At 68.9% G+C, this 19,777-nt stretch carries 19 protein-coding genes and 4 pseudogenes; 19 read left to right on the top strand and 4 right to left on the bottom strand.

Annotated elements, in window-relative coordinates; all coding sequences use genetic code 11:
- The first annotated feature begins 178 nt into the window (after nucleotides 1-178).
- From ABZ883_RS39600 to ABZ883_RS39515, 18 genes and pseudogenes are all read left to right on the top strand, one after another.
- Entirely contained in the window at nucleotides 179-922 is a 744-nt protein-coding gene (locus ABZ883_RS39600; protein WP_360915911.1) for an IPT/TIG domain-containing protein, read from the top strand.
- Between the two features lie 229 nt (nucleotides 923-1,151).
- On the top strand, nucleotides 1,152-2,204 hold the full coding sequence (locus tag ABZ883_RS39595; protein ID WP_360915908.1) for an IPT/TIG domain-containing protein: 1,053 nt from the start codon (nucleotides 1,152-1,154) through the stop codon (nucleotides 2,202-2,204).
- A gap of 248 nt (nucleotides 2,205-2,452) precedes the next feature.
- A complete protein-coding gene (locus ABZ883_RS39590) occupies nucleotides 2,453-2,998 on the top strand; it encodes an Ig-like domain-containing protein (RefSeq protein ID WP_360915905.1) in 546 nt (181 codons plus the stop codon).
- A gap of 471 nt (nucleotides 2,999-3,469) precedes the next feature.
- A complete protein-coding gene (locus ABZ883_RS39585) occupies nucleotides 3,470-3,943 on the top strand; it encodes an Ig-like domain-containing protein (protein ID WP_360915902.1) in 474 nt (157 codons plus the stop codon).
- 341 nt (nucleotides 3,944-4,284) lie between these two features.
- Nucleotides 4,285-4,823: pseudogene (locus tag ABZ883_RS39580) on the top strand (winged helix-turn-helix domain-containing protein).
- A complete protein-coding gene (locus tag ABZ883_RS39575; protein WP_360915946.1) occupies nucleotides 4,820-5,359 on the top strand; it encodes a transposase in 540 nt (179 codons plus the stop codon). The pseudogene ABZ883_RS39580 and the gene ABZ883_RS39575 overlap by 4 nt, the downstream one beginning before the upstream one ends.
- A 71-nt stretch (nucleotides 5,360-5,430) precedes the next feature.
- Nucleotides 5,431-6,192, top strand: a complete 762-nt coding sequence (locus ABZ883_RS39570; RefSeq protein WP_360915899.1) for an IS3 family transposase — start codon at nucleotides 5,431-5,433, stop codon at nucleotides 6,190-6,192.
- Between the two features lie 297 nt (nucleotides 6,193-6,489).
- Nucleotides 6,490-6,645 (top strand): hypothetical protein, encoded by a 156-nt coding sequence (locus tag ABZ883_RS39565; RefSeq protein ID WP_360915896.1) that lies wholly within the window; start codon nucleotides 6,490-6,492, stop codon nucleotides 6,643-6,645.
- 309 nt (nucleotides 6,646-6,954) lie between these two features.
- A complete protein-coding gene (locus ABZ883_RS39560; RefSeq protein ID WP_360915893.1) occupies nucleotides 6,955-7,185 on the top strand; it encodes a hypothetical protein in 231 nt (76 codons plus the stop codon).
- A 119-nt stretch (nucleotides 7,186-7,304) separates the two neighbouring features.
- A complete protein-coding gene (locus ABZ883_RS39555) occupies nucleotides 7,305-7,592 on the top strand; it encodes a hypothetical protein (protein ID WP_360915890.1) in 288 nt (95 codons plus the stop codon).
- Nucleotides 7,593-7,879: 287 nt separating this feature from the next.
- Nucleotides 7,880-8,647: a MobF family relaxase gene (mobF, locus tag ABZ883_RS39550; RefSeq protein WP_360915887.1), complete on the top strand. Its 768-nt coding sequence runs from the start codon at nucleotides 7,880-7,882 to the stop codon at nucleotides 8,645-8,647.
- Between the two features lie 220 nt (nucleotides 8,648-8,867).
- Complete coding sequence (locus ABZ883_RS39545) at nucleotides 8,868-9,059, top strand: hypothetical protein (RefSeq protein WP_360915884.1); 192 nt, start codon at nucleotides 8,868-8,870, stop codon at nucleotides 9,057-9,059.
- On the top strand, nucleotides 9,056-9,244 hold the full coding sequence (locus ABZ883_RS39540; RefSeq protein ID WP_360915881.1) for a hypothetical protein: 189 nt from the start codon (nucleotides 9,056-9,058) through the stop codon (nucleotides 9,242-9,244). The genes ABZ883_RS39545 and ABZ883_RS39540 overlap by 4 nt, the downstream gene beginning before the upstream one ends.
- The gene (locus tag ABZ883_RS39535; protein ID WP_360915878.1) at nucleotides 9,241-10,353 is read left to right on the top strand and encodes a hypothetical protein; all 1,113 of its coding nucleotides are present in this window, start codon (nucleotides 9,241-9,243) and stop codon (nucleotides 10,351-10,353) included. Before ABZ883_RS39540 ends, ABZ883_RS39535 begins: the two co-directional genes overlap by 4 nt.
- The gene (locus ABZ883_RS39530; protein ID WP_360915875.1) at nucleotides 10,350-10,703 is read left to right on the top strand and encodes an ASCH domain-containing protein; all 354 of its coding nucleotides are present in this window, start codon (nucleotides 10,350-10,352) and stop codon (nucleotides 10,701-10,703) included. The genes ABZ883_RS39535 and ABZ883_RS39530 overlap by 4 nt, the downstream gene beginning before the upstream one ends.
- Nucleotides 10,704-11,286: 583 nt before the next feature.
- A complete protein-coding gene (locus ABZ883_RS39525) occupies nucleotides 11,287-11,490 on the top strand; it encodes a hypothetical protein (protein ID WP_360915872.1) in 204 nt (67 codons plus the stop codon).
- A gap of 175 nt (nucleotides 11,491-11,665) precedes the next feature.
- Nucleotides 11,666-12,475 (top strand): annotated as a pseudogene (locus tag ABZ883_RS39520) (HoxN/HupN/NixA family nickel/cobalt transporter); the annotation flags it as partial.
- 173 nt (nucleotides 12,476-12,648) lie between these two features.
- On the top strand, nucleotides 12,649-14,985 hold the full coding sequence (locus ABZ883_RS39515; RefSeq protein ID WP_360915869.1) for an FdhF/YdeP family oxidoreductase: 2,337 nt from the start codon (nucleotides 12,649-12,651) through the stop codon (nucleotides 14,983-14,985).
- Nucleotides 14,986-15,027: 42 nt separating this feature from the next.
- Here the strand turns inward: ABZ883_RS39515 and ABZ883_RS39510 are convergent, their stop codons facing one another.
- The 4 genes and pseudogenes from ABZ883_RS39510 to ABZ883_RS39495 form a co-directional block, all read right to left on the bottom strand.
- A complete protein-coding gene (locus ABZ883_RS39510; RefSeq protein ID WP_360915866.1) occupies nucleotides 15,028-15,939 on the bottom strand; it encodes a hypothetical protein in 912 nt (303 codons plus the stop codon).
- Entirely contained in the window at nucleotides 15,936-16,532 is a 597-nt protein-coding gene (locus ABZ883_RS39505) for a hypothetical protein (protein WP_360915863.1), read from the bottom strand. Before ABZ883_RS39505 ends, ABZ883_RS39510 begins: the two co-directional genes overlap by 4 nt.
- Nucleotides 16,533-17,113: 581 nt before the next feature.
- Entirely contained in the window at nucleotides 17,114-17,929 is an 816-nt protein-coding gene (locus ABZ883_RS39500) for an ECF transporter S component (protein ID WP_360915860.1), read from the bottom strand.
- Nucleotides 17,926-18,219 (bottom strand): annotated as a pseudogene (locus ABZ883_RS39495) (cobalt ABC transporter ATP-binding protein); the annotation flags it as partial. The pseudogene ABZ883_RS39495 and the gene ABZ883_RS39500, both read right to left, overlap by 4 nt.
- A 659-nt stretch (nucleotides 18,220-18,878) precedes the next feature.
- On the opposite strand from ABZ883_RS39495, the pseudogene ABZ883_RS39490 reads away from it, so the two are divergent.
- Nucleotides 18,879-19,682 (top strand): annotated as a pseudogene (locus tag ABZ883_RS39490) (IS110 family transposase); the annotation flags it as partial.
- Between the last annotated feature and the right edge of the window lie 95 nt (nucleotides 19,683-19,777).

The following is a 19,777-nucleotide window of genomic DNA, read 5'->3' as shown; positions in this document are numbered from 1 at the left end:
CTGTGCTTGACGTCGACGGGTGCACACCGCCGATCAAGTTTTCGGGCGCAAGGGCCATCGGGTTACCACCTGGCCAGTGGACACGAGAGCTGGCTCGCACCCACTAGGGACGTGCGCGGACCGAACGCCCCATCACTGCTCGGCAATGTACCGCATTCCGAGCGAGGAGGAACAGCTCATGCCTATCAGCCCGAATCAAGGATCCAGCGGTGGCGGCACATTGGTCACCATCACCGGCACCAACCTCACGGGCACCAGCGCCGTGCGGTTCGGTACACGGCCGGCGACCGCCGTCACCAACGTCTCGCCCACCCAGGTCACTGCCGTCTCGCCCTCCGGTAGCGGCGCGGTCGGCGTCACCGTCACCACCCCGGGCGGAACGAGCAACCCGATCCCGTTCTACTACGTCGGGGCGCCGTTCAAGCAGACCATCAGCCCGGCCAACGGATCGACAGCAGGCGGCGAGACGATCACCATCAACGGCACCGGCCTGTCCAGTGCCACCAGCGTCGCGTTCGGCGCCAATACCGCGGTGCCGACGGTGGTGTCCGACGGTCAGATCACCGTCGCCGCCCCGGCCGGCGCGGCCGGCTCGGTCGGTGTCAGCGTCACCACTGCCGGCGGTACCAACAACGGGCTCTCGTACACCTACGTCGCAGCCCCGACGGTGACAACCGTCGCCCCGGCGCAGGGCCCGACCTCCGGCGGCACGTCAGTGACCGTGTCCGGCACCGGTCTCACCAGCACCACCGCGGTCACCTTCGACGGCAACCCGGCTCCCTTCACCGTGATCTCCGACACCGCAGTTTCGGCGGTCACACCTCCTGGGACCGCCGGACTCGTCGATGTTGTCGTGACCAACGACGCGGGCAGCGCGACCGCAACGGACGCGTTCACCTACGTCGCGGGCCCGGGCATCTGACCGCACCCCAGCGGCCGGCCCCATGGACCGGCCCGGAGCGGACGGTAACCCATCGGGTTCCGCCCGCCTCCCAGGCCCCGGCCCGGAAAGCCCCACACGGGCCGGGGCCCCGGCCCGCACATCGCCATGGACCGGACCCGAGCGGGGGACGGATCTCCCGGCTCGCGCGGGCCCGAGAAAAGACTAACGACAGGCCTCCGGGCCGGTCCGACATCGTACGGAGAACCCCGTGAAAGACAAAGCTCCTCCAGCGGGACCGGCACAACCGACCGCCATCGCCGCCGCTCCCGCTCTCACGTCGGTCGTACCCAATACAGGCCCCGCGGCGGGCGGGAACACCGTCATCCTGACCGGAAGCGGCTTCACTGGAATCACCGCCGTCAGGTTCGGCGCCAACCCGGCCCTGGGCTACACGGTGAACTCGGCTTCGCAGATCACGGCGGTGGCGCCGGCGGGGTCGGGTGCGGTGGCTGTCACGGTCACGGCGCCGGGGGGTACGAGTAATGCGGTGACGTACACCTATACGGCGGTGCCTGTTCTCACGTCTGTTTCGCCGAGTGGGGGGCCGGCTTCGGGTGGTACGACGGTCGTCTTGACGGGTTCGGGTCTGAGTGGGGCGACGGCGGTGAGTTTCGGTAGTACGGCCGCTACGTCGTTCACGGTCAATTCGGCCACGCAGATCACGGCGGTCGCCCCTGCGGGGTCGGGCGCCGTTCCCGTCACCGTCACCACCCCAGGCGGCACCACCGGCCCCGTCTACTTCTTCTACCTGAATGCGCCTTTCCTCATCTCGGTTTCGCCGAGTGGGGGGCTGGCTTCCGGCGGTACGACCGTCGTCCTGACCGGTACAGACCTCAGCGCGGCGACGGCGGTGAAGTTCGGCAGTACGGCCGCCACGTCGTACACGGTGAACTCGCCCACGCAGATCACAGCGGTCACCCCTGCGGGAACAGGTGCCGTCCCTGTCACCGTTACCACCCCGGGGGGTACGAGCAACTCCGTCATCTACACCTACGTGGGAACACCGGTCCTCAGTCTGCTTTCCCCGGCCCAGGGACCAACCGATGCGGGATCCGGCGTCACTCTCAGCGGCACGGGACTGTCCACCACGACCGCCGTCCACTTCGGTGCCGCATCCGCAGCATTCACCGTTCTGTCCGACACGGCCATCGCAGCACTCGCCCCCGCCGGAACCCCGGGCCCCGTTCCCGTCACCGTCACCACCCCGGGGGGTACGAGCAACTCACTTACCTACGCTCGCCTTGCTCCTCCCGTCATCTAGGGAACGGTCCACCACTCCCCGTCGCGGATCCCCACCGGTTCAACGGCGGACAGCTCCCGGAAAGACCAGGAAAAGGGAGTGCTTGTCCGCCATGGATCCTGCATGGACCGCCCAGATCTTCACTGCGCCGCCCACCCGCGCGGGTGAAAGGCCGCCGCTCCCCGGGAATGCGGCACCTGACAGCGGGACGTAACGCGACGCTCCTCGACACGAACTGCCGACTGCAGCCGAACAAGGAGCCGATTTTCGTGAAGCGTTGGGAATCGCGAAAGACGTGGAAGGCCGGAGCCTTTGCGGCTATAGCAGCGATCGTGGGTTTCGTTTCGCCGGCAGCGGCAGCCGTACCCTCGACGACGGCCGTCCAAGCATCGCCCTCGACTGCCGCCACCGGGGCGCCTGTGCAGTTGACGGCGACCGTGACCTGCACCGGCGATCCCAACGGCGGTCTCGGCATGACCTTCTTCGACGGCGCCGACACCCTGGCAACCGTGCCCGTCGGAACCACTGGGCAAGCCAACTTCACGGCGACCTTCGCGACCACCGGCACCCACACGATCACCGCTGCGTACAACGGAAACGACAACTGCTTCGCCTCGAACGCCACGGCGACAGTCACGGTAGCGGCGGCCGAGACCTGCCCATGGGGACCGCTCCCGTGCCGGGACGGTCACGCTCATCCGCCTGGTACCCACCACCCCTGCCCCACGCGTCCGTCAACGCCGACGTTCCCCTCGTTTCCCATTGCCTGGGGTGGCCTCAGCGATGCCAATAGCAGCCACTGGTGCCAGCTCTAGTCAATCTGAAGCGCGTGGCGCGACGACCTTCCGAACCTCCCGGAAGCGGAACGCAGCAGAAATATCGGGGCGCTTGCAAGGCTGTCCCGTAAAAGCCGGAACGTCACCACCCGACGCATTGCCGGGCCTTGCTGCATGCTGACCCTCAGCAGCATGCTCACCGCTGAACGGACCCGCAGAGGTCGCACCCACGGCAAGTCTGCGCCGCTTCGTACGCGCTGATGACCGCATCACACCCGCCGTCCGCCACCGGACACGACGGTGACATGGCGGGCAGCGCCAGCAACAGTCAGACCCATACCCGTCTATCAGTGCCCGCCCGCTGGCCTCCCGCACCCCCGTGGAGGATGAGGATCCGACGAATGACGAGGCAGCCCTCTGGAATGCGACAGCACCGCGACCGCCGTACCGTGTTGATCGCGTAAAGTAGCGACGGGGAAACTCTCTGTTGCTGAACGAGGAGGCGAGCCCGTGATACGCGGATACGAGCGAAACAAGTGGATCCTGGTGACCGCGGCCGCGATAGCCGCAGCAGGCATCCTGGCGTTTCCCGCAGTGGCCGCTGAGCCGTCGGCCACCGACCTGCAAGTCACCCCCTCTGCGCCAGCACTGAACGCTCCCGTCGAGCTGATCGCCACTGTCAGCTGCAACGCCGACCCCAGCGGAGGCCTCGGCGTGACCTTCTTCGACGGCCCGGACCTCCTGGCCACCGTCCCCGTCCCCGCCGACGGCCGGGCCACCTACGCCACCAGCTTCACCACCACCGGTTCCCACACCATCACCGCCGCCTACAACGGCAACGACGAGTGCAGCGCCTCCAACGACACTGCCACCGTCGAAGTGTCGTCCGGCCCTGCCCCGCTGCCCGGATTCTGTTTCATCGTCTGCGGCGGCAGCGTGATCAACTACCCCATCGACGTCCACAACAATTTCCACCTGGAATAGCCGAACAGTCCCCCGGCGCCCGCCTGGATGCGAGCTCGTCACGGCCTCGCGCGATGGTCGACTCCGATACCTCCGCCAGCCTGGCCACTGCGGTGATCCCGCCGTGCCCGAGCGGCAGCTTCGGATGCCATATACAGACGGCGTTGCCGCTCGTCCAAGTGCTGGCAGGATCGCTGTGAACTTTAACGTCCAGTACCGCCAGGGTTGCTTCCGAATCCCACAGACGCCGCCGACCTATCACATCACCAACCTCGGCGGGCCCGAACCCGGCAGTAGTTACTGAGATTTTCGTGTGGGCGTCGGGTGGTGACGGGTGGTGATTCCTGCGGTATGCCGTTGTCATGCGGTATGCGCAGGGTGGGGGCCTGACCGCTGAGCGGCGGGCGTTTCGTGAACAGGTCCGGCTGGAGGCCGCGGCGCGGTTCGTTCGTGGTGAGAAGACTGCGGCGATCGCGAGGGAGTTACGGGTCAGCGAGCGGTCCGTGGAGCGGTGGCGCCGGGCCTGGCGTGAGGACGGGATCGAGGGTTTGCGGTCGGTTGGCCCGGGTCAGGCACCGAAGCTTTCCGCCCAGCAGTTCACGGTCCTGGAGAACGAGCTGGGCAGGGGGCCGGCCTCGCATGGCTGGGAAGACCAGCGGTGGACACTGGCCCGGGTCCAGACGGTGATCGATCGCAGGTTCCGGATCCCCTTGTCGGTGGCCGGGGTCTGGAGGCTGCTGAAACGGCACGGCTGGTCGTGGCAGAGCCCAGCCCGGCGGGCGCTGGAGCGTGACGAGGGCGCTGTGGAGCTGTGGAAGAAGGAGGTGTGCCGTTGGTGGAAGCACCGCGGCGGCGCTCGGGGCCTGGATCGTCTTTGAGGACGAAGCCGGGTTCGCGATGACGCCGCCTCGCGCACGCACCTGGGGCCGGCGAGGCCACACGCCCGTGGTGAGGGTCCGCGGACGTTCCCGGCGGCGGATTTCGGTTGCCGCGTTGTGCTGCTACAGACCGGGCGAGAGACCGCGCCTGATCTACCGTCCCCGGTTCCATCTGCCCTTCAAAGGGGCACGGAAGAGCTTCGCGTGGACCGATTACCGCGACCTGGCCGTCCGGGCCCACCTTCAGCTCGGTGGCCCGGTCGTGCTGGTGTGGGACAACTTGAACACTCACCTGGCCGCCGGCATGAAGCAGTACGCGGCCGACCACGACTGGCTCACCGTCTTCCAGCTGCCCAGTTACGCACCTGACCTCAACCCGGTGGAAGGCATCTGGTCGCTCCTGCGGCGCGGACCGATGGCCAACGCCGCCTTCACCGACCCCGACCACCTCACCCAGATCCTCCGGCGCGGACTGCGACACATTCAGCTGCGACCCGGCTTCATTGACGGCTGCCTTGCCGGAACCGGCCTGACCATCACCCCACCGACCCCGACCTGAAAACCTCAGTAGGTAGTTGACGGCTCCTGAACCGCTTCCAATTCGTTGCCGACTACCAGCGCCGCCATGGCGTGAGCGGCTGTGCACCATTCTCGGTATCGCCCGTTCCAGTTATTACTACTGGCGCGCGACGGCCGCGGACTGGGCCGCCCGACGCCTGCCTGGCTGCGCGGATACGGGTCGTGCACCGTGAATCGGACGGCACCTACGGCGTCCCCAGGATCACCGCCGAGCACCGCGAGGAAGGCCGGCGGGTCAACCACGAGCGGATCGCGCGGGTGATGCGGAGCATCGATCTCGCGGGAGTGCGGCGTCTATTTGTTTTGGGGGCGGTCACGCTCTGGGCCAAGGGGGCAGCCTTTCCAAGCGGGGCCGCTCTTTCAGGATGCGCCTGCACCGGGCGGGAGGCCATTGCGAGGCCGGAGGTGCGGGACGGCGGCGTGGACGGCGTTTGTCTCGGGCTGCGACAATCTTGCATGGCATTAGGGGCTGGGGCACGGGTCACGCTCACTGCGCATGGGCATGCCTTGGAGATCACGGTGCGAGGTGAGGTCGACGGGCACGGCTCGGACCTGCTGGACGCTGCGTGGGCAGAGGCCGCCGAGGCCGCCCTTCCGGTCACGGTGATCGATCTGTCTGGCGTGTCCTTTGGTGACAGCGCCCTGTTGAACCTGCTGATGAGGGCTCAGCGCCACCACGACGGCGCCGGGCGCCGTCTGGTCTTGCTCGGTCCATTGCAGCGCCAGGTTGTCAGGCTGCTGACCGCGCTTGGGACCATGGACGGCTTCACCGTGACCGACTCCCGGAGCGCGGCGCTGGCCGACGACAGCTGAGCCCGCAGTGCGGCGCCAGCGATGGACCCGGGAGGCCCATGGCCGCGAGCCGGGCCCCCTTGTCTGCCGTTGCGGGCCCGCCCCGAGCCGCGGCCGAGCGACACTCCCAACCGACGTCCGAAGCCGTGCGTGAGGCGTGTGGGGCTGCGTGGGCGTTGAGCTGTCTGTACGCGCCGGTGCGACCCCCGGGTCCCCTGCCCGGGGATGGGTGGGGCACGGACCGTCGGATGCATGGCGGATGCACACAGGGAAGTGACGTGCGCGGGGGGCTGCGACCTGGCGGGGCCGGCGGAGAGCATGACCGAGATGGAGGGCGGTGACTACCAGTGCGACGAATGCCTGGGCACGCTGATCGACCGCGATTGGGAGGACGATCCGGTGGTCGTGGAGAACACGTCGCCGACACGACCCGTCGGGGATCCTCAGGAGGCTCCGCACCGCCGGGCGGGCTGACCTGATGAGCGAACGACCGGGCGCGACACCTCACCGGCTTGTTTGCCGTCCCGGTACTCACCGCCTGCGTCTCGGGGCGGTGAGTACCGGGGTGGGGGCCGCCGCGTGGGGGCGTTGGGGCCCTGTTGCGCACCGGACGGCGACGGTGACGCCGGTGCGCGGTGTTCATGCAAGCTCACCGCGGGGTGGTGAGTTCTGGTGACGCGCGTGCGGGTGCGTGGCCGTCGCTCGGATCGCGGCGGCGGTGTGCTGCCCGCCGTGCGCGGGACGCGGTGCGCAGCTGCGCACCGAGTGCGGCAGGCTGGAGGGGTGGATGATGCGCGGTTCGTGGTGCACGGCCCGTCGCCCCGGGGCGGGCGGCTGGTGACGATGCACCGCGCCGATTGCGTGGAGGACGACTATGTGGGGACGGCGTTCTCCGAACACGACCTGCTGCTGATCCTGCGGTCGGCCGGGCTGCCGGACCCGGAGCTGGTAGTCGACGACCCGCGCTGGGTGGAATGGCAGGGCGCGGCTGCGCATCGGTGGGGGAGTGGCTGAGCGGCGGTTGTTGTACTGCCTGGCGTCAAGGGGACTTGAGGTAATCGATCTTGCAATGTCAAGGGGTCTTTACGTATCGTGTCAAGGGATCTTGACGGGTGTTGTGAAGGGGCCTTGACGTGGCGGGTGGGGCGCGGGAAGAGCTGGCAGGTGTGGTGGACCGGTTGGATGTGCTGCTGAGTGATCTGGCGGAGGCGGAGCCGATGGCTGTGTTGCGGGCGATCGGGCGGCTGGAGGCGTTGATCGGTCGGCAGGCGCCGCCGGCGGGGGTGGCGGCGCGGGGGCAGGGCGCGACGTGGGAGGAGATCGGCGCGGCGGTGAACGCGACCCGGCAGGCTGCGCATCAGCGGTGGGCGCGTCACCTGCCGCGCGGGGCCGGGGCCGACCCGGGTGACGTCGTGGGCTGACCGCTGCTGGGATGGCCTGGCCAGGGGGCTGACGGCGGGGCCGTAGCCTGAGGGGGCTCGCCTGGTCGGCGGTGGCTGCAGGCCACATGACGGCGCTGGCCGGGCGGGCAACCCTGGTGAGTGACCGTTGCCGGAGAGCGGTAGGACTCGGCTCCCTGCCTCGTCCCGGTCGCGGTCCGTGGTGCGGGATGCCGGTGAGGTTTGCTGGCTGGGTGGTTCCGGTGTGCGGGAAGTCCTGGCCGTGCCCGGCCTGCTGCCGTGCTGGCTGGTGTGGGCTGGTTGGCGTGATGGATATCGGGTTGGTCAGTTCGGGTCAGATGTACCGGTACTTCCTGCGGCATGTCGTGACCGGCGACACCGCGCGTTCGGCGGGGACGGGGCTGCGGCGGGCGCAGGTGGGTGCGGGGGTGCCGGCGGGGCGGTGGACGGGCCAGGGTCTTGCCGCGTTGGGCCTGGAGCCGGCTGGAATCGTCACGGAGTCGCAGCTGCGGCAGCTGTTCGGGCAGGCCCGGCACCCCGACGCCGAGCAGCTGGTGGCCGCACGGCTGGCGGCTGGTGACCCGCCCGGCGTTGCGTGGCGGGCCGGGGCGTTGGGGCGTGCGGTGACGCGTACCGGGGTGGATCTGGTGTTTCGCCCGCCGGGGTCGGTGCAGGCGTTGTGGGCGCTGGGCGATGACGTGACGCGCCGGCTGATCGAGGCGGCGGTCGACCGGGCGATCGCCCCGGTCCTGGCGGAAGTCGAGCAGGACGCGATCGTGCGCTGGGGCCGGGCCGGGATCCGCCGCGCGCACCCGCCCGGCGGTCTGGCCGCGGTCGCGTTCCGGCACTACACCTCCCGGGCCGGGACCCCGCTGCTGCACGTTCATCTGCTGGTGTCGGTCAAGTGCCGTCGCCCGGACGGCGCGTGGGGATCGGCAGATACCGCGGTGTTCTTCGAGAACACCGCGGCGTGGTCGGCGCTGTTCAACGAGCTGGTGATGAGCGAGGTCTGCCAGGCGCTGGGTCTGGCGACCGAGCCCCGGACCGTTACCGCCGGGCGCAGGCCGGTGATGTAACTGGCCCCGGGATCGAGCACGAGTTCATCGACTGGCTGAGTGTGCGGGGCCGGGCGATCGATGAGCGCCGGACCGAGCTGGAACGCGAACATCTCGCCACCGCCGCTGCGGCTCGTGAGGACGGAAGGCCGGTATGCGGCCCCGTGGTGACAGAGCGGACGCGCACCGCGCGCCCTCTCAGACGCCGCGCGAGACATCGTGACCGGGTCACCGTGAAAGCGTGACGACCACCGCGAACGACGCCTCCGTTCACCCGGGCCTGATCGTCCGGATCTACAGGGTGAACCCGAAGACGATGCAGCGCACGCTGCCCATCACCCGCACCGTCCCGGCCGCCGACGGTCCGATGATCACCAGCCTGTTCCCGCCGTGCGAGTGCGATCGCTGCGGCGGAAGGCGAGCGTCGGCATGAGCCCGATGTGGGACGGCGAGCCCGAGCACGCCGCGGGCACCTGCGCCGCCTGCGGCCATCACACCGAGGACGGCGTCGTCCGCCGGGTCACTCGCCTGTCCGGCCCGGACATACGCCTGGTCATTCACGCCGGTTCGAAGCAGTGCACTCCCGTATCCGTCGACCTCACCAAGGGGGGATCATGACCCTGCACCCCGTCTCACCGAACACCGTCCTCGCGAACGCCTTAACGAGCGCCGAGGACGCTCTCGCCCCGCGCATCCGCGCCGCCGCCCCGGAACGCATCGTGTTCGTGGTGGGCACCCAGATCAACGGCGCGCCCCACATCGGCACGTCGCTGGTGCAGTCCCTCGCCTTCGCTGTCGCCGCCCGCGTAGGCGCCCGGTACGCGCTCCCCGTCGAGGTCCTGTTCAGCGCCCTCGACAACGCGCCGTACTCCATCGTCACCGACGACGCCAGCGGTCACCGCTACCAGCTCGACTACGCGCACGCCCTCGGCGTGACGGGCATCACCGACCAGGTCGGCCGGCTCTACCGCCCCCTGTTTCAGGCATTGTCCGAACGGCTCGCCGTCCCGTACCGCGTAGAGACGTACACCCAGCAGCAGGCGAGCGAGCACTACCGGCAATCGTGGCTGCGCGTGCTGCCCCGCATGGCTGCCGCCAGCTGGTGGCTGGCCCCGTCGACCGGCCTCCCCCACGTCCGCGTTCCCTGCCCCCAGACAGGCTGCGGATGGGCGGAGAAGTACGCGCAGCGCACCCGCGTCCATCTGAGCCGTGACGGCGCGATCGTCGAGGCGGTGTGCCTGGGCCACGGCCCCTACGAGGTGGCCATCACCCCGACCGGGGGCGGATACCTCGACCTCGCCACCCTGTACCGGAACCTCGTCAAGGAGCTCACGCTCACCGCCGACCGCGGGACGCTGTACGTCATGGTTAAGGGCGGCGACTGGGTGTTCGGCTCCAACCTGGTCGACGGCGCCCTCCAGGCCGTGGGCTTGTCCCTCGGGCAGCTCCCCGCCCGCCTGTACTGCCCGCAGATCGTCACCGACACCGGGGCCAAGCTGTCTAAGAGCCTCATCCGCGAGGGCCGCGCCCCGTTGCCGGACGGCGCGCAGCCGTGGATGCTCGATACGCGAGAGTGGCCCGGGTCGTTGGCCGAGTACGTCGACCGACTGCTCGCCCTCGCCGAGGTCCTGCTCTCCGACCCCCGGCACTTCTTCCGGGCGTACTCGGCCGGCGAGCTTGGCCGCATGATGACCGCCCCCGCTACCAGGAGTGTGCCTACCCGATGAGCAGCGCCGTCCGTGTTCGTGAGCTGAACCTGTACCGCCGGTACTTCGACCTGGTCGCCGCCGGCCGCAAGTCGATCGAGGTCCGGGTGCGGTACCCGCACCTCGCGGATCTCGCCGCGGGGGAGGTGATCCGCTTTCGCATCAAGGGCACCGAGGAGTCGTGCGACGTGCTCGTGAAGCGGGTCACGGCCTACGACGACTTCGAGGCCCTACTCGACGGGGAGGGCGCTGCGAACGTCAATCCGACGGCGTCCCGCGATGAGCAGTTGGCCAACATCCGCGCGATCTACCCGCCGGAGAAGGAGGCGTTCGGCGCTCTCGCGATCGAGATGCAGCTGATCAAGACCTGAGCACGCTGCTGCTCCCCGATATCAGAGAGCGGCTGGCCCCCACCGTGTCGAGCCGGTGGGGGCCTCCTGCCGTCCGGCAGCGAGGGCTCCGCCCAACGGGGGGCGAGCGGAGCCCTCTATTCCCAACAGTAGCCCCGCGCCCCGAGAGGCCTGCATCGGGCCCCCAGGTCTCTGTGGCCGGGCATGAGCTTGGCCCCCGCCACGCCATTGTGGCGGGGGCCGCATCACGGTCGGGGCCCCGCTGGGGGATGGAAACGGGGCCCGCCACGAACGAGTCTGCAAGCCGTGGGCCCCGTCTGCGCGCCGGGTGCCGCCACGGGGGTGATGGGCGGGCCCCCACCACTCCTGGACAGTGGTGGGGGCCCTTTGCGAGGACCGCTCGCTTCCTCAGCCTGCCCGGCCTGGTACAGGCGCGCTCAGCGAGCGGTCCGGCTGGGTGATCCGGAGGTCCGGCGCGGTCCCATCTGTGGAGGTTGGGGGCCGCACCGGACCTCTCATCCGGGCGGCCCCGCCACGCAGGCAATGCGGGCGGGGTCGCACTCCCCAGCCTGCGCCTGGCAGGCGCGGCGCGCATCCTGGAATCATGGGGTGCCGAGTGATTGTGGAGCCGCCGCTGGACGTCGGGGGCCGGCGCGTCTGTGTCGACGGCACGGTCCTCGGCGTCGCCTACAGCCCGATCGATCTGCTGGAGTTCCTGCGCCGCGCGGGCCTCGGCCCGGAAGAGGTCGACTTCACCGACCCCAACCTCTTCGAGTGGCGCGGAGAGGGCCCAGCGGTCTGGGTGTGAGCGGCGCGGGCGCCGTCTTACCTAGGCCTGGTCTTCCGACTCCTCCTCGTCGTCGTCCGCGTCCAGCGGGTGTGTCAATTTAACGGCCCTGTCTCACATTCGGTGGTAACGCAACGTGAAGCTGGGTGCGCAGAGTAAAGAGTGCAGGTCGGTGGGCATCTTGCATGGCCGACGGTTCTCCCTCGGGCACTCCTCGATCGTCTTCGGGCTGGCCTTCCTGCTGTCACTGGGCGTCAAGGCACTCGCCAGCCCGCTCGAGGACGACAACTCGAAGCTGCACGACATCACCGGCTGGATCGGCACGACCGTATCCGGCACGTTCCTCTACGTCATCGCCTTCATCAACCTGCTGATCCTCGCCGGGATCTGGAAGGTCTTCCGGCAGATGCGCTCGGGCCACTTCGACGAGGCCGCCCTGGAGGAGCAGCTGAACAACCGCGGTTTCATGAACCGGATCCTCGGGCGGCTGATGAAGTCCATCACCAAGCCCTGGCAGATGTACCCGCTCGGCCTGCTCTTCGGGCTCGGCTTCGACACCGCCACCGAGATCGCCCTGCTCGTCCTCGCCGGTTCCGGCGCCGCGTCCGGACTGCCCTGGTACGCGATCCTGTGCCTGCCCGTGCTCTTCGCGCCCGGCATGTCGCTCCTGGACACTATCGACGGCTCGTTCATGAACTTCGCCTACGAATGGGCCTTTTCCAAGCCCGTCCGGAAGGTCTACTACAACCTCACCATCACCGGCCTGTCGGTCGCCGTCGCCCTGATCATCGGCACTGTCGAGCTGCTCGGGCTCATCGCCGACAAGGCGGGCCTGCACGGCGCGTTCTGGGACTGGGTCTCCGGCCTCGACCTCAACATCATCGGCTTTGTCATCGTCGGGCTGTTTTTCGCCACCTGGCTCGTGGCCCTGCTGGTGTGGAAGTTCGGCCGTATCGAGGAGAAGTGGACGGCGAACCTGCGCCCCGCGGAGTCCCAGACCGACTGACCCCCCGCTCGCTCCGCCCGCCCCCGGACGACGCCGACCGGTCCGGGGGCGTTCGCGTACCCACAGAGCGGACCCGGTCACCACCTGTGAGGCAAGGCCCAGTCTCCGAATGGCCGAGCCAAGGGCAAGCGCACAAAAATGCGGCCACCGCGAACAGGACTAGTCTGACAAAGATGAATATTCGCCATGACGGGAAGACCTATCGCGAGAGCCACGGCAACGAGGCGTACACGCATCCCGCGGCAGGCTGGGGTGCGGCGAAGAGTGTCACCCGCGTGCTGCTGCGCGAGCGCGCGATGGTCGACGGGCCGCGCGCGATCTTCCTGATGAACCACGAGAACGGCGGCTTCGACTGCCCCGGATGCGCCTGGCCCGACGACACCAAGGGCCTCAAGCTCGACATCTGCGAGAACGGCATCAAGCACGTCACCTGGGAGATGACCCCCAAGCGCGTCACCCGCGAGTTCTTCGCCGCGCACACCGTCACCGAGCTCGACGAGTGGAGCGAGTTCGCCTTGGAGGACCAGGGCCGGCTGACCGAACCGATGGTCTACGACCCGGACAGCGACACCTACGTCCCCATCTCCTGGCAGGGCGCCTTCGACCTGATCGGACGAACGCTGCGCGACCTGGACAGCCCGGACGAGGCTGCCTTCTACACGTCCGGACGGCTGGGCAACGAGGCCACCTTCCTCTATCAGCTGATGGCCCGGGAATTCGGCACGAACAATCTTCCGGACTGCTCCAACATGTGCCACGAGGCCTCGGGCCGCGCCTTGCAGGCCGCTTTGGGCACCGGAAAGGGAACCGCGGACCTGAAGGACTGGGAAACCGCCGAGGCGCTGTTCATCATGGGCGTCAACGCCGCGTCCAACGCTCCGCGCATGCTCACCGCCCTGGCCGAGGCCTACCGGCGGGGCGCCCAGATCGTGCACGTCAATCCGCTGGTCGAAGCGGCCGCGACGCGGACCATCGTCCCGCACGAGATGACAGACATGGCGCTGTTCAAGTCGACCCGGACCAGCACCCTCAATCTGCAGGTGCGCATCGGCGGCGACATGGCGCTCCTGCGGGGCATCGCCAAGGCCGTCCTGGAAGAGGCCCGGCACGACCCCAAGGCGATCGACCGGGAGTTCATCGACCGCTACACGGACGGCTTCGAGGAGTACCGGGCCGTCTGCGAGGCGACCACCTGGGAGGAGCTGGAACGCCAGTCGGGTCTCCCGCGGGCCGACATCCTCAAGGCCGCCGACGTCTACTCCCGCTCCGACCGGACCCTCATCAGCTGGTGCCTGGGCGTGAGCCAGCACGAGCACGGGGTCGACACCGTCCGTGAGATCGTCAACGTCCTCCTCCTGCGCGGCAACCTCGGCCGCGAGGGCGCCGGGCCCTCGCCCGTGCGCGGTCACAGCAACGTCCAGGGCAACCGCACCTGCGGCATCGACCACCGGCCCACCGCGCAGTTCCTGGACCGCCTCGCCGACGTGTGCGGCATCGACCCGCCCCGCGAGCACGGCCTCGACACCGTCGGCACCGTACGCGCCATGCACGAGGACCGCGTGAAGGTCTTCATCGGCATGGGCGGCAACTTCGTGATGGCCGCGCCGGACACCGCCTACACCCGGGAGGGCATGGCACGCTGCGAGCTGACCGTCCACGTCAGCACCAAGCTGAACCGCAGCCACCTCGCCCACGGACGGCAGGCGTTGATCCTGCCCTGCCTGGGACGGACGGAGAAGGACTTCCAGCGGCGCGGCATCCAGGCGACCTCCGTCGAGGACTCCATGAGCATGGTGCACCTGTCGGTCGGCATGAAGAAACCGGCCTCCCCGCACCTGCTCTCCGAGCCGGCGATCATCGCCGGCATGGCGCGCGCCGCCCTCCCCGACAGCGCCACCCCGTGGGAGAGCTGGATCGAGGACTACGACCGCATCCGCGACACCATGGCCCAGGTCCTCGACGGCTTCGAGGACTTCAACCGCCGCGTCCGACTGCCCCTCGGCTTCCGCATCCGCCAGCCCGCACGCGAACTGGTCTTCCTCACCCCCAGCGGCCGCGCCGAATTCTCCGCCGCGCCCCTGCCCGACACCGTCCCCCAGGACGGCACCCTCGTCCTTCAGACCATGCGCTCGCACGACCAGTGGAACACCACCATCTACTCCGACAACGACCGCTACCGCGGCATCACCGGACTGCGCACCATGGTCCTGATGAACGCCGACGACATGCGCGCCCGCGGCATCGCCGACCGCACCCTCGTCGACATCACCAGCACCTCCAAGGACGGCACCCGCCGGCAGCTCACCGGCTACCAGGCCATCGCCTACGACCTCCCCGCGGGCTGCGCCGCCGGCTACATGCCAGAGATGAACGTACTCATCGGGGCAGCCGACTACAGCACACAGAGCGACCAGCCGCTGATGAAGAGCGTGCGGGCGCACATCGTCCCGTCACCACCCCCCGACGCCCCCCAGAACGTCACCGCGGAACCGGCCGGCGCCACCCCCTGAGTACCGCCGGGCACCATCGCGGCCTCGACCGGCGGGCTGCGGCTACGGCTGCCCGACCGTGCTGGACGTCGGGACCAAGGTTTCCCCGTCGTCCTGCAACGTGGAAACCGCGCTGAAGATGTAGAAGCAGCCCGCCGTCGCCACGGCCACACCGGCCAGCAGGGGCGTCCATGCCCGCAGCTTGGCCGTGGCCGTCCGGCCTCGGAACTGCCGCTCGACGAGCAAGAATCCCCGAATGGTGGCCACACCGACACCGGTGAGCGTCAGCGCCATCCCGACCCCGAACGTGATTACGATGGCCAGGGCCCCGAGCGCGCGGCCCGTCAGCAACCCGCTGACGAAGATCAGGAACGCCGACGGTGACGGCAGCAGACCGCCCGAGAGGGCCAGCGCCGCCAGTCCCTGGCGGGACCAGGGATTGGTCAACTGCTCCGCATGGTGGTGGGCGTGGGCGGTGTCATCCTGCGACGCCCCGTCGTGACTGTGGTGCGCGTGGCTGTGGCCGTGCCCATGGGTGTGGTCGTGGGAATGGCTGTGCCCATGGGTGTGCTCGTGGCCGTGAGAATGCCCGTGTCCGCGCGAGTGCCGGCGGCCACGCAGGTGCCGGTACACCAGACCCACGCCCACGATCGCGACGACCGCGCCCGCCGCGGCCTGCATCCACGCCGTCGCGGTCCGGGTGCTGACCGCCGTGCTGCTGACCCCCACCCACAGCAGGGCCAGAACGAGAACCGAGAACGTGTGCATCGTCGCGACGATCACGCCGAGGCGCACCGCGTCCTTCCAACGTCCCCGCGTCCCCACCAGATAGGCCGCGGTGATGCTCTTGCCGTGGCCGGGGGCCACCGCGTGAGCCGCACCGACGCCGAGTGCGACGATCAGGGTCAACCAGAACAGGGACCCGCCGTCGAAGAGGGCGAGCAGGTGGTTGTCGAGGCTTCCTACCCCTGTCATGCGTTGCTCCTGGAACCGGCGCCGGTGTCGGCGAGTGCTGCGTCGTGCGCAGCTGGGGATTGCTGAACCGAAGGGGAACCGCTGCCGAACCGCGCGGCTTTGCGGCGGCGCGACCGCCAGAGGGCGAACCCACCGATGGCCAGTGCGGCGAGAAGGGTGCCGACGGAGAAGACCGCGACCGTCTTCTGGACACTGCCGCCCGAAGCCGTGAACCGCACGTGCGTGGTCGGCCGAGCGGACGTGAACAGCGCCTGCTGCGGCTCGGCAGGGCCCGCAGAGGTGAGCATGGTCCGGTACGCCGGATGGAGATCGGTGAGGGAGCTGATCGTGACGTCCACGTCGACCACGGGTGCCGGGCAGTCGAAGGCGACCTGCGCTCCGCGAGCCAGGAAGTCCTCCAACCCCCCGATCACAGCCCCGTGGCAGGCGCGGCCTGCCTGGGCCACGGCGATGTGCTTGAGCAGGTAGTCGCGGATGGCGGGCGATTTCTGCAGGCGCTCCGCGAACGACAGGTTCGCGGAGTTCCCGCTGAACACATTGAGCGATTCGCCCAGCGCCACCCAGTCGAGCTTGTCCGTGTTCCACGCGATCACGAGGCGGGAGCCTTGGACACTGACTTCGGCAGTGGACGGTGGGCCGAACGGGTGGGCGGCCGCCGAGGGAGCAGGCCCGGCGATAACTGAGCAGATCGCCAACGCGACCCCTGCCAGCGCGGTGCCCAGCGTCGGCCGGACCAGAGCCCTCATGCGGGCAAGCGGCTGAAGGGACAAGGGTGCGGATCTTTCGGTGCGGCCCGGCTGAGGGCGGAGTACGGCCCGCCGAAAGGCGGCGCCGAAACGGCACTCTGTACAACTAACCGGGCGTCTTACCGACCTTTACAAGACGGCCAGATGAACTTGCATCCCACCGAAGTGCGCAGAAGAGTCACAGCTCCCCGATCCCCACGTCCCGAAGGCTCACAGCCCCCATGCTTCTTCGGATCCGATCGGATGGCCGGACCGTCCGCCTTCCGCAGGTTCACGTCGCGTCTTCCGACCTGGCCGGCAGGCTTTGCGTGCACGGGCAGCCGGTGAAGCCGCCAAGCTCGTCGGCACAGCGCTTACCGGGTGACCGGACGTGCGCCCTCAAGATCAGCCACCGGCCACGGCTGGACACCGCATCCGCAACCGGCGCGTCACGGCTCTTCGCGTCCGTTCGGGGCGAAGCGGACGGGTGCTTGGAAGCGGGCTTGGCGTGCGGCGCGGCGGAAGGTGGTGAGGACGGCGGGGCCGGCCAGGAGGATGCAGACGAAGTTGGTGACGGCGCGGCCGGTGTCCCAGCCGAGGGAGGTGGCGAGGTCGAAGGCGACGTAGCGGTGCCACTGCTCGGTGAAGGGCAGCCCGGGCAGGTAGGCGATGGAGCTGTTGGGGTCGAGGGAGAACGGCCAGAACGACAGGTTGAGCAGGAAGCCGAAGAGGTATCCGGACAGGGATTTGTAGACGGCCAGCATCAGCACTTCGCGGCGGCCGGTCGCGCGGGGCAGGAAGCCGGCGAGCATGCCGACGAAGGCGCAGCCGAACATCTGGTAGGGCATCCAGGGGCCGACGCCGCCGGTGATGAGGGCGGAGGCGAACAGGGAGGTGCAGCCGAGGGTGAAGCCGAAGCCGGGGCCGTAGACGCGTCCGGCCAGGACGAGGACGAAGAAGACGGTCTCGATGCCGGCGGTGCCCGCGCCGAGGGGGCGCAGGGCTGCGTTGACGGCGGACAGGACGCCGAGCATGGCGAGCGCCTTGGAGTTGATGCCGCCTTCGGCGATTTCGGAGAGGACGACGCTCAGGACGAGGACGAGCAGGACGCCGAAGATCAGTGGTGGGGTGTAGGCGGCGCCGAATTTGCCGGGTGCGACGACGAACGGCCAGAAGAAGGCGACCAGTCCGAGGAACGCGGCCAGGGCGATGACGATGCCGGCTCGGGGGGTGAGCCGGATGGCGGGCGCGGAGAGCGGTGTCATGGGCGTGCCTCGCCGTCCTGGTTCGTGGCGAGCGCCGTCGTGACCTGCTGCACGGTGAGGAACGGGAGCGGGGCGAGGATCTTGGCGGTCTGGGGGGCGAAGACCGGTGAGGCGACGATGACGTCGGCGGTGGGTCCGTCGGCGACGATGTCGCCCTCGGCCATGACGACGACGCGGTCGGCGGCGCGGGCGGCGAACTCGACGTCGTGGGTGGAGATGACGACGGTCCGGCCTTCCGCGGCGAGGGTGTCGACGATGCCGATGAGTGCGGTCTTGGCCCGGTAGTCCAGGCGCCTTCACGCTGCCAGGGCCGGGCGGCTTCCTGCGGAGTCGGTGCGTGAGGTGGAGGCGGTCATGAGCGCTGTGGGCGCGTCACTGTGGGACGCGACGAACGGTCAGGGATTGTAAGCTCGCCGGCGTTGGGCTTGCGCTGCTGCTGTCGACCCTGATCGGCTGGGAGCGGGCAACTCATCAAAAGAGTGCGGGGCTGCGGACGCACAGCGTTCTCCCCAGTCCCTGCACCCGGCAATAGCTGTCGTGCAGCAACAGTTGCCCTGCGGCGAAAGTGCTCTCTGCCGAAGACGAGTTGGTGCCGACAACGGTATGACGACGGGACTTGGCCAGACCGGGCCCGGCGACGGAAAGGCCCAGTGGCAGGGGCAGTGGCCGGGGGTGTCCGCCTCCCCGTTATCTTTTTTGCGGTCCTGCAATGGGGCCGCTGGCCTCCGGGCCCGGTATGACTGTTGCCCTACCTTCTTTATGGGTTCGCACCGGTCACTCGTAGGATCGGCGGAACCCAGGGGTTCCAGGTATGGCTGTGACTGTTCCGCCGCCGGATGGCTCAGGGGGCTTGGCCGCCCGGAACCCTGCGACGACTCTCGACCGCTAATTGGGAGACGCGACTCGATCGCTGCGTAGGGCAACGTCGGCGAGGTCGTCTGCGGGACCTATGTACGACGAGCTGGCGGAGGTGGCCGTGCCCGAGATCTGGGCCGGAGTGGACATCGGCAAAGAGCATCACCATTGCGTGGTCATTGACACTGAGGGCGAGCGACTGCTGTCGCGCCGCGTCCTGAACGACGAGTCCGAATTGTTGGAGCTGATCAGTGACGTCTTGGCGATATCCGAGGACGTTCTGTGGGCAGTCGACCTGAACCACGGTGGCGCTTCCTTGCTGATCGGCCTCCTGCTCAGCCACGAACAGCCGTTGGCCTATCTCACCGGCCTGGCTGTTCACCGAGCAGCCGGCACCTATCGGGGCGAGGGCAAGACGGACGCCAAGGACGCATTCATCATCGCCGACCAAGCTCGCGTGCGGCGCGATCTCGGGCTGCTGCGGCCGGGCGATGAGGTCGCGGTCGATCTGCGCACTCTGACTACTCGGCGCCTGGACCTGGTCTTCGACCGTACCCGGCAGATCAACCGACTGCGTGCACAACTACTGGAGATCTTCCCTGCGTTGGAGCGCTCGCTGGACGTGACCAACAAGGGTCCGGTCGTGCTACTGACCGGCTACCAGACGCCGGCCGCGATCCGCCGCGCCGGGGTGAGGCGGATTGAGACGTGGCTGAAGAACCGGAAGGTCCGCAGTGCCACCGTGCTGGCCCGCACGGCCGTCGACGCCGCCCAGGCACAGCACACAGCCCTGCCCGGCGAAAAGCTGGCTGCCGCCATGGTGGTCCGCCTCGCGAAGGGGGTGATGATCCTGGATGACGAGATCGCCGAACTCGACGCTCTCATCGAGGCACGGTTTGGGTCTGTCCATCGAACGGCACCTCTCTGTGTCAAGCAGGGGTGATCAGAGAGGTATCCCGGTCGCGGATCATCCTGCGGTAGACGACATCGGCC

The sequence above is a fragment of the Streptomyces sp. NPDC046977 genome, from assembly GCF_040644455.1.
Taxonomy (GTDB): domain Bacteria; phylum Actinomycetota; class Actinomycetes; order Streptomycetales; family Streptomycetaceae; genus Actinacidiphila.
Note: the sequence above shows the minus strand (reverse complement) of the source record. Positions and strands in the feature narration are given on the sequence as shown.

What these genes read in the sequence shown, in the direction of transcription:
- ABZ883_RS39600 (WP_360915911.1), top strand. Translation starts at nt 179, where the DNA reads ATGCCTATCAGCCCGAATCAAGGATCCAGCGGTGGCGGCACATTGGTC.
- ABZ883_RS39575 (WP_360915946.1), top strand. Translation starts at nt 4,820, where the DNA reads ATGACGCCGCCTCGCGCACGCACCTGGGGCCGGCGAGGCCACACGCCC.
- ABZ883_RS39565 (WP_360915896.1), top strand. Translation starts at nt 6,490, where the DNA reads ATGACCGAGATGGAGGGCGGTGACTACCAGTGCGACGAATGCCTGGGC.
- mobF (WP_360915887.1), top strand. Translation starts at nt 7,880, where the DNA reads ATGGATATCGGGTTGGTCAGTTCGGGTCAGATGTACCGGTACTTCCTG.
- ABZ883_RS39540 (WP_360915881.1), top strand. Translation starts at nt 9,056, where the DNA reads ATGAGCCCGATGTGGGACGGCGAGCCCGAGCACGCCGCGGGCACCTGC.
- ABZ883_RS39535 (WP_360915878.1), top strand. Translation starts at nt 9,241, where the DNA reads ATGACCCTGCACCCCGTCTCACCGAACACCGTCCTCGCGAACGCCTTA.
- ABZ883_RS39530 (WP_360915875.1), top strand. Translation starts at nt 10,350, where the DNA reads ATGAGCAGCGCCGTCCGTGTTCGTGAGCTGAACCTGTACCGCCGGTAC.
- ABZ883_RS39525 (WP_360915872.1), top strand. Translation starts at nt 11,287, where the DNA reads ATGGGGTGCCGAGTGATTGTGGAGCCGCCGCTGGACGTCGGGGGCCGG.
- ABZ883_RS39515 (WP_360915869.1), top strand. Translation starts at nt 12,649, where the DNA reads ATGAATATTCGCCATGACGGGAAGACCTATCGCGAGAGCCACGGCAAC.
- ABZ883_RS39510 (WP_360915866.1), bottom strand. Translation starts at nt 15,939, where the DNA reads ATGACAGGGGTAGGAAGCCTCGACAACCACCTGCTCGCCCTCTTCGAC.
- ABZ883_RS39500 (WP_360915860.1), bottom strand. Translation starts at nt 17,929, where the DNA reads ATGACACCGCTCTCCGCGCCCGCCATCCGGCTCACCCCCCGAGCCGGC.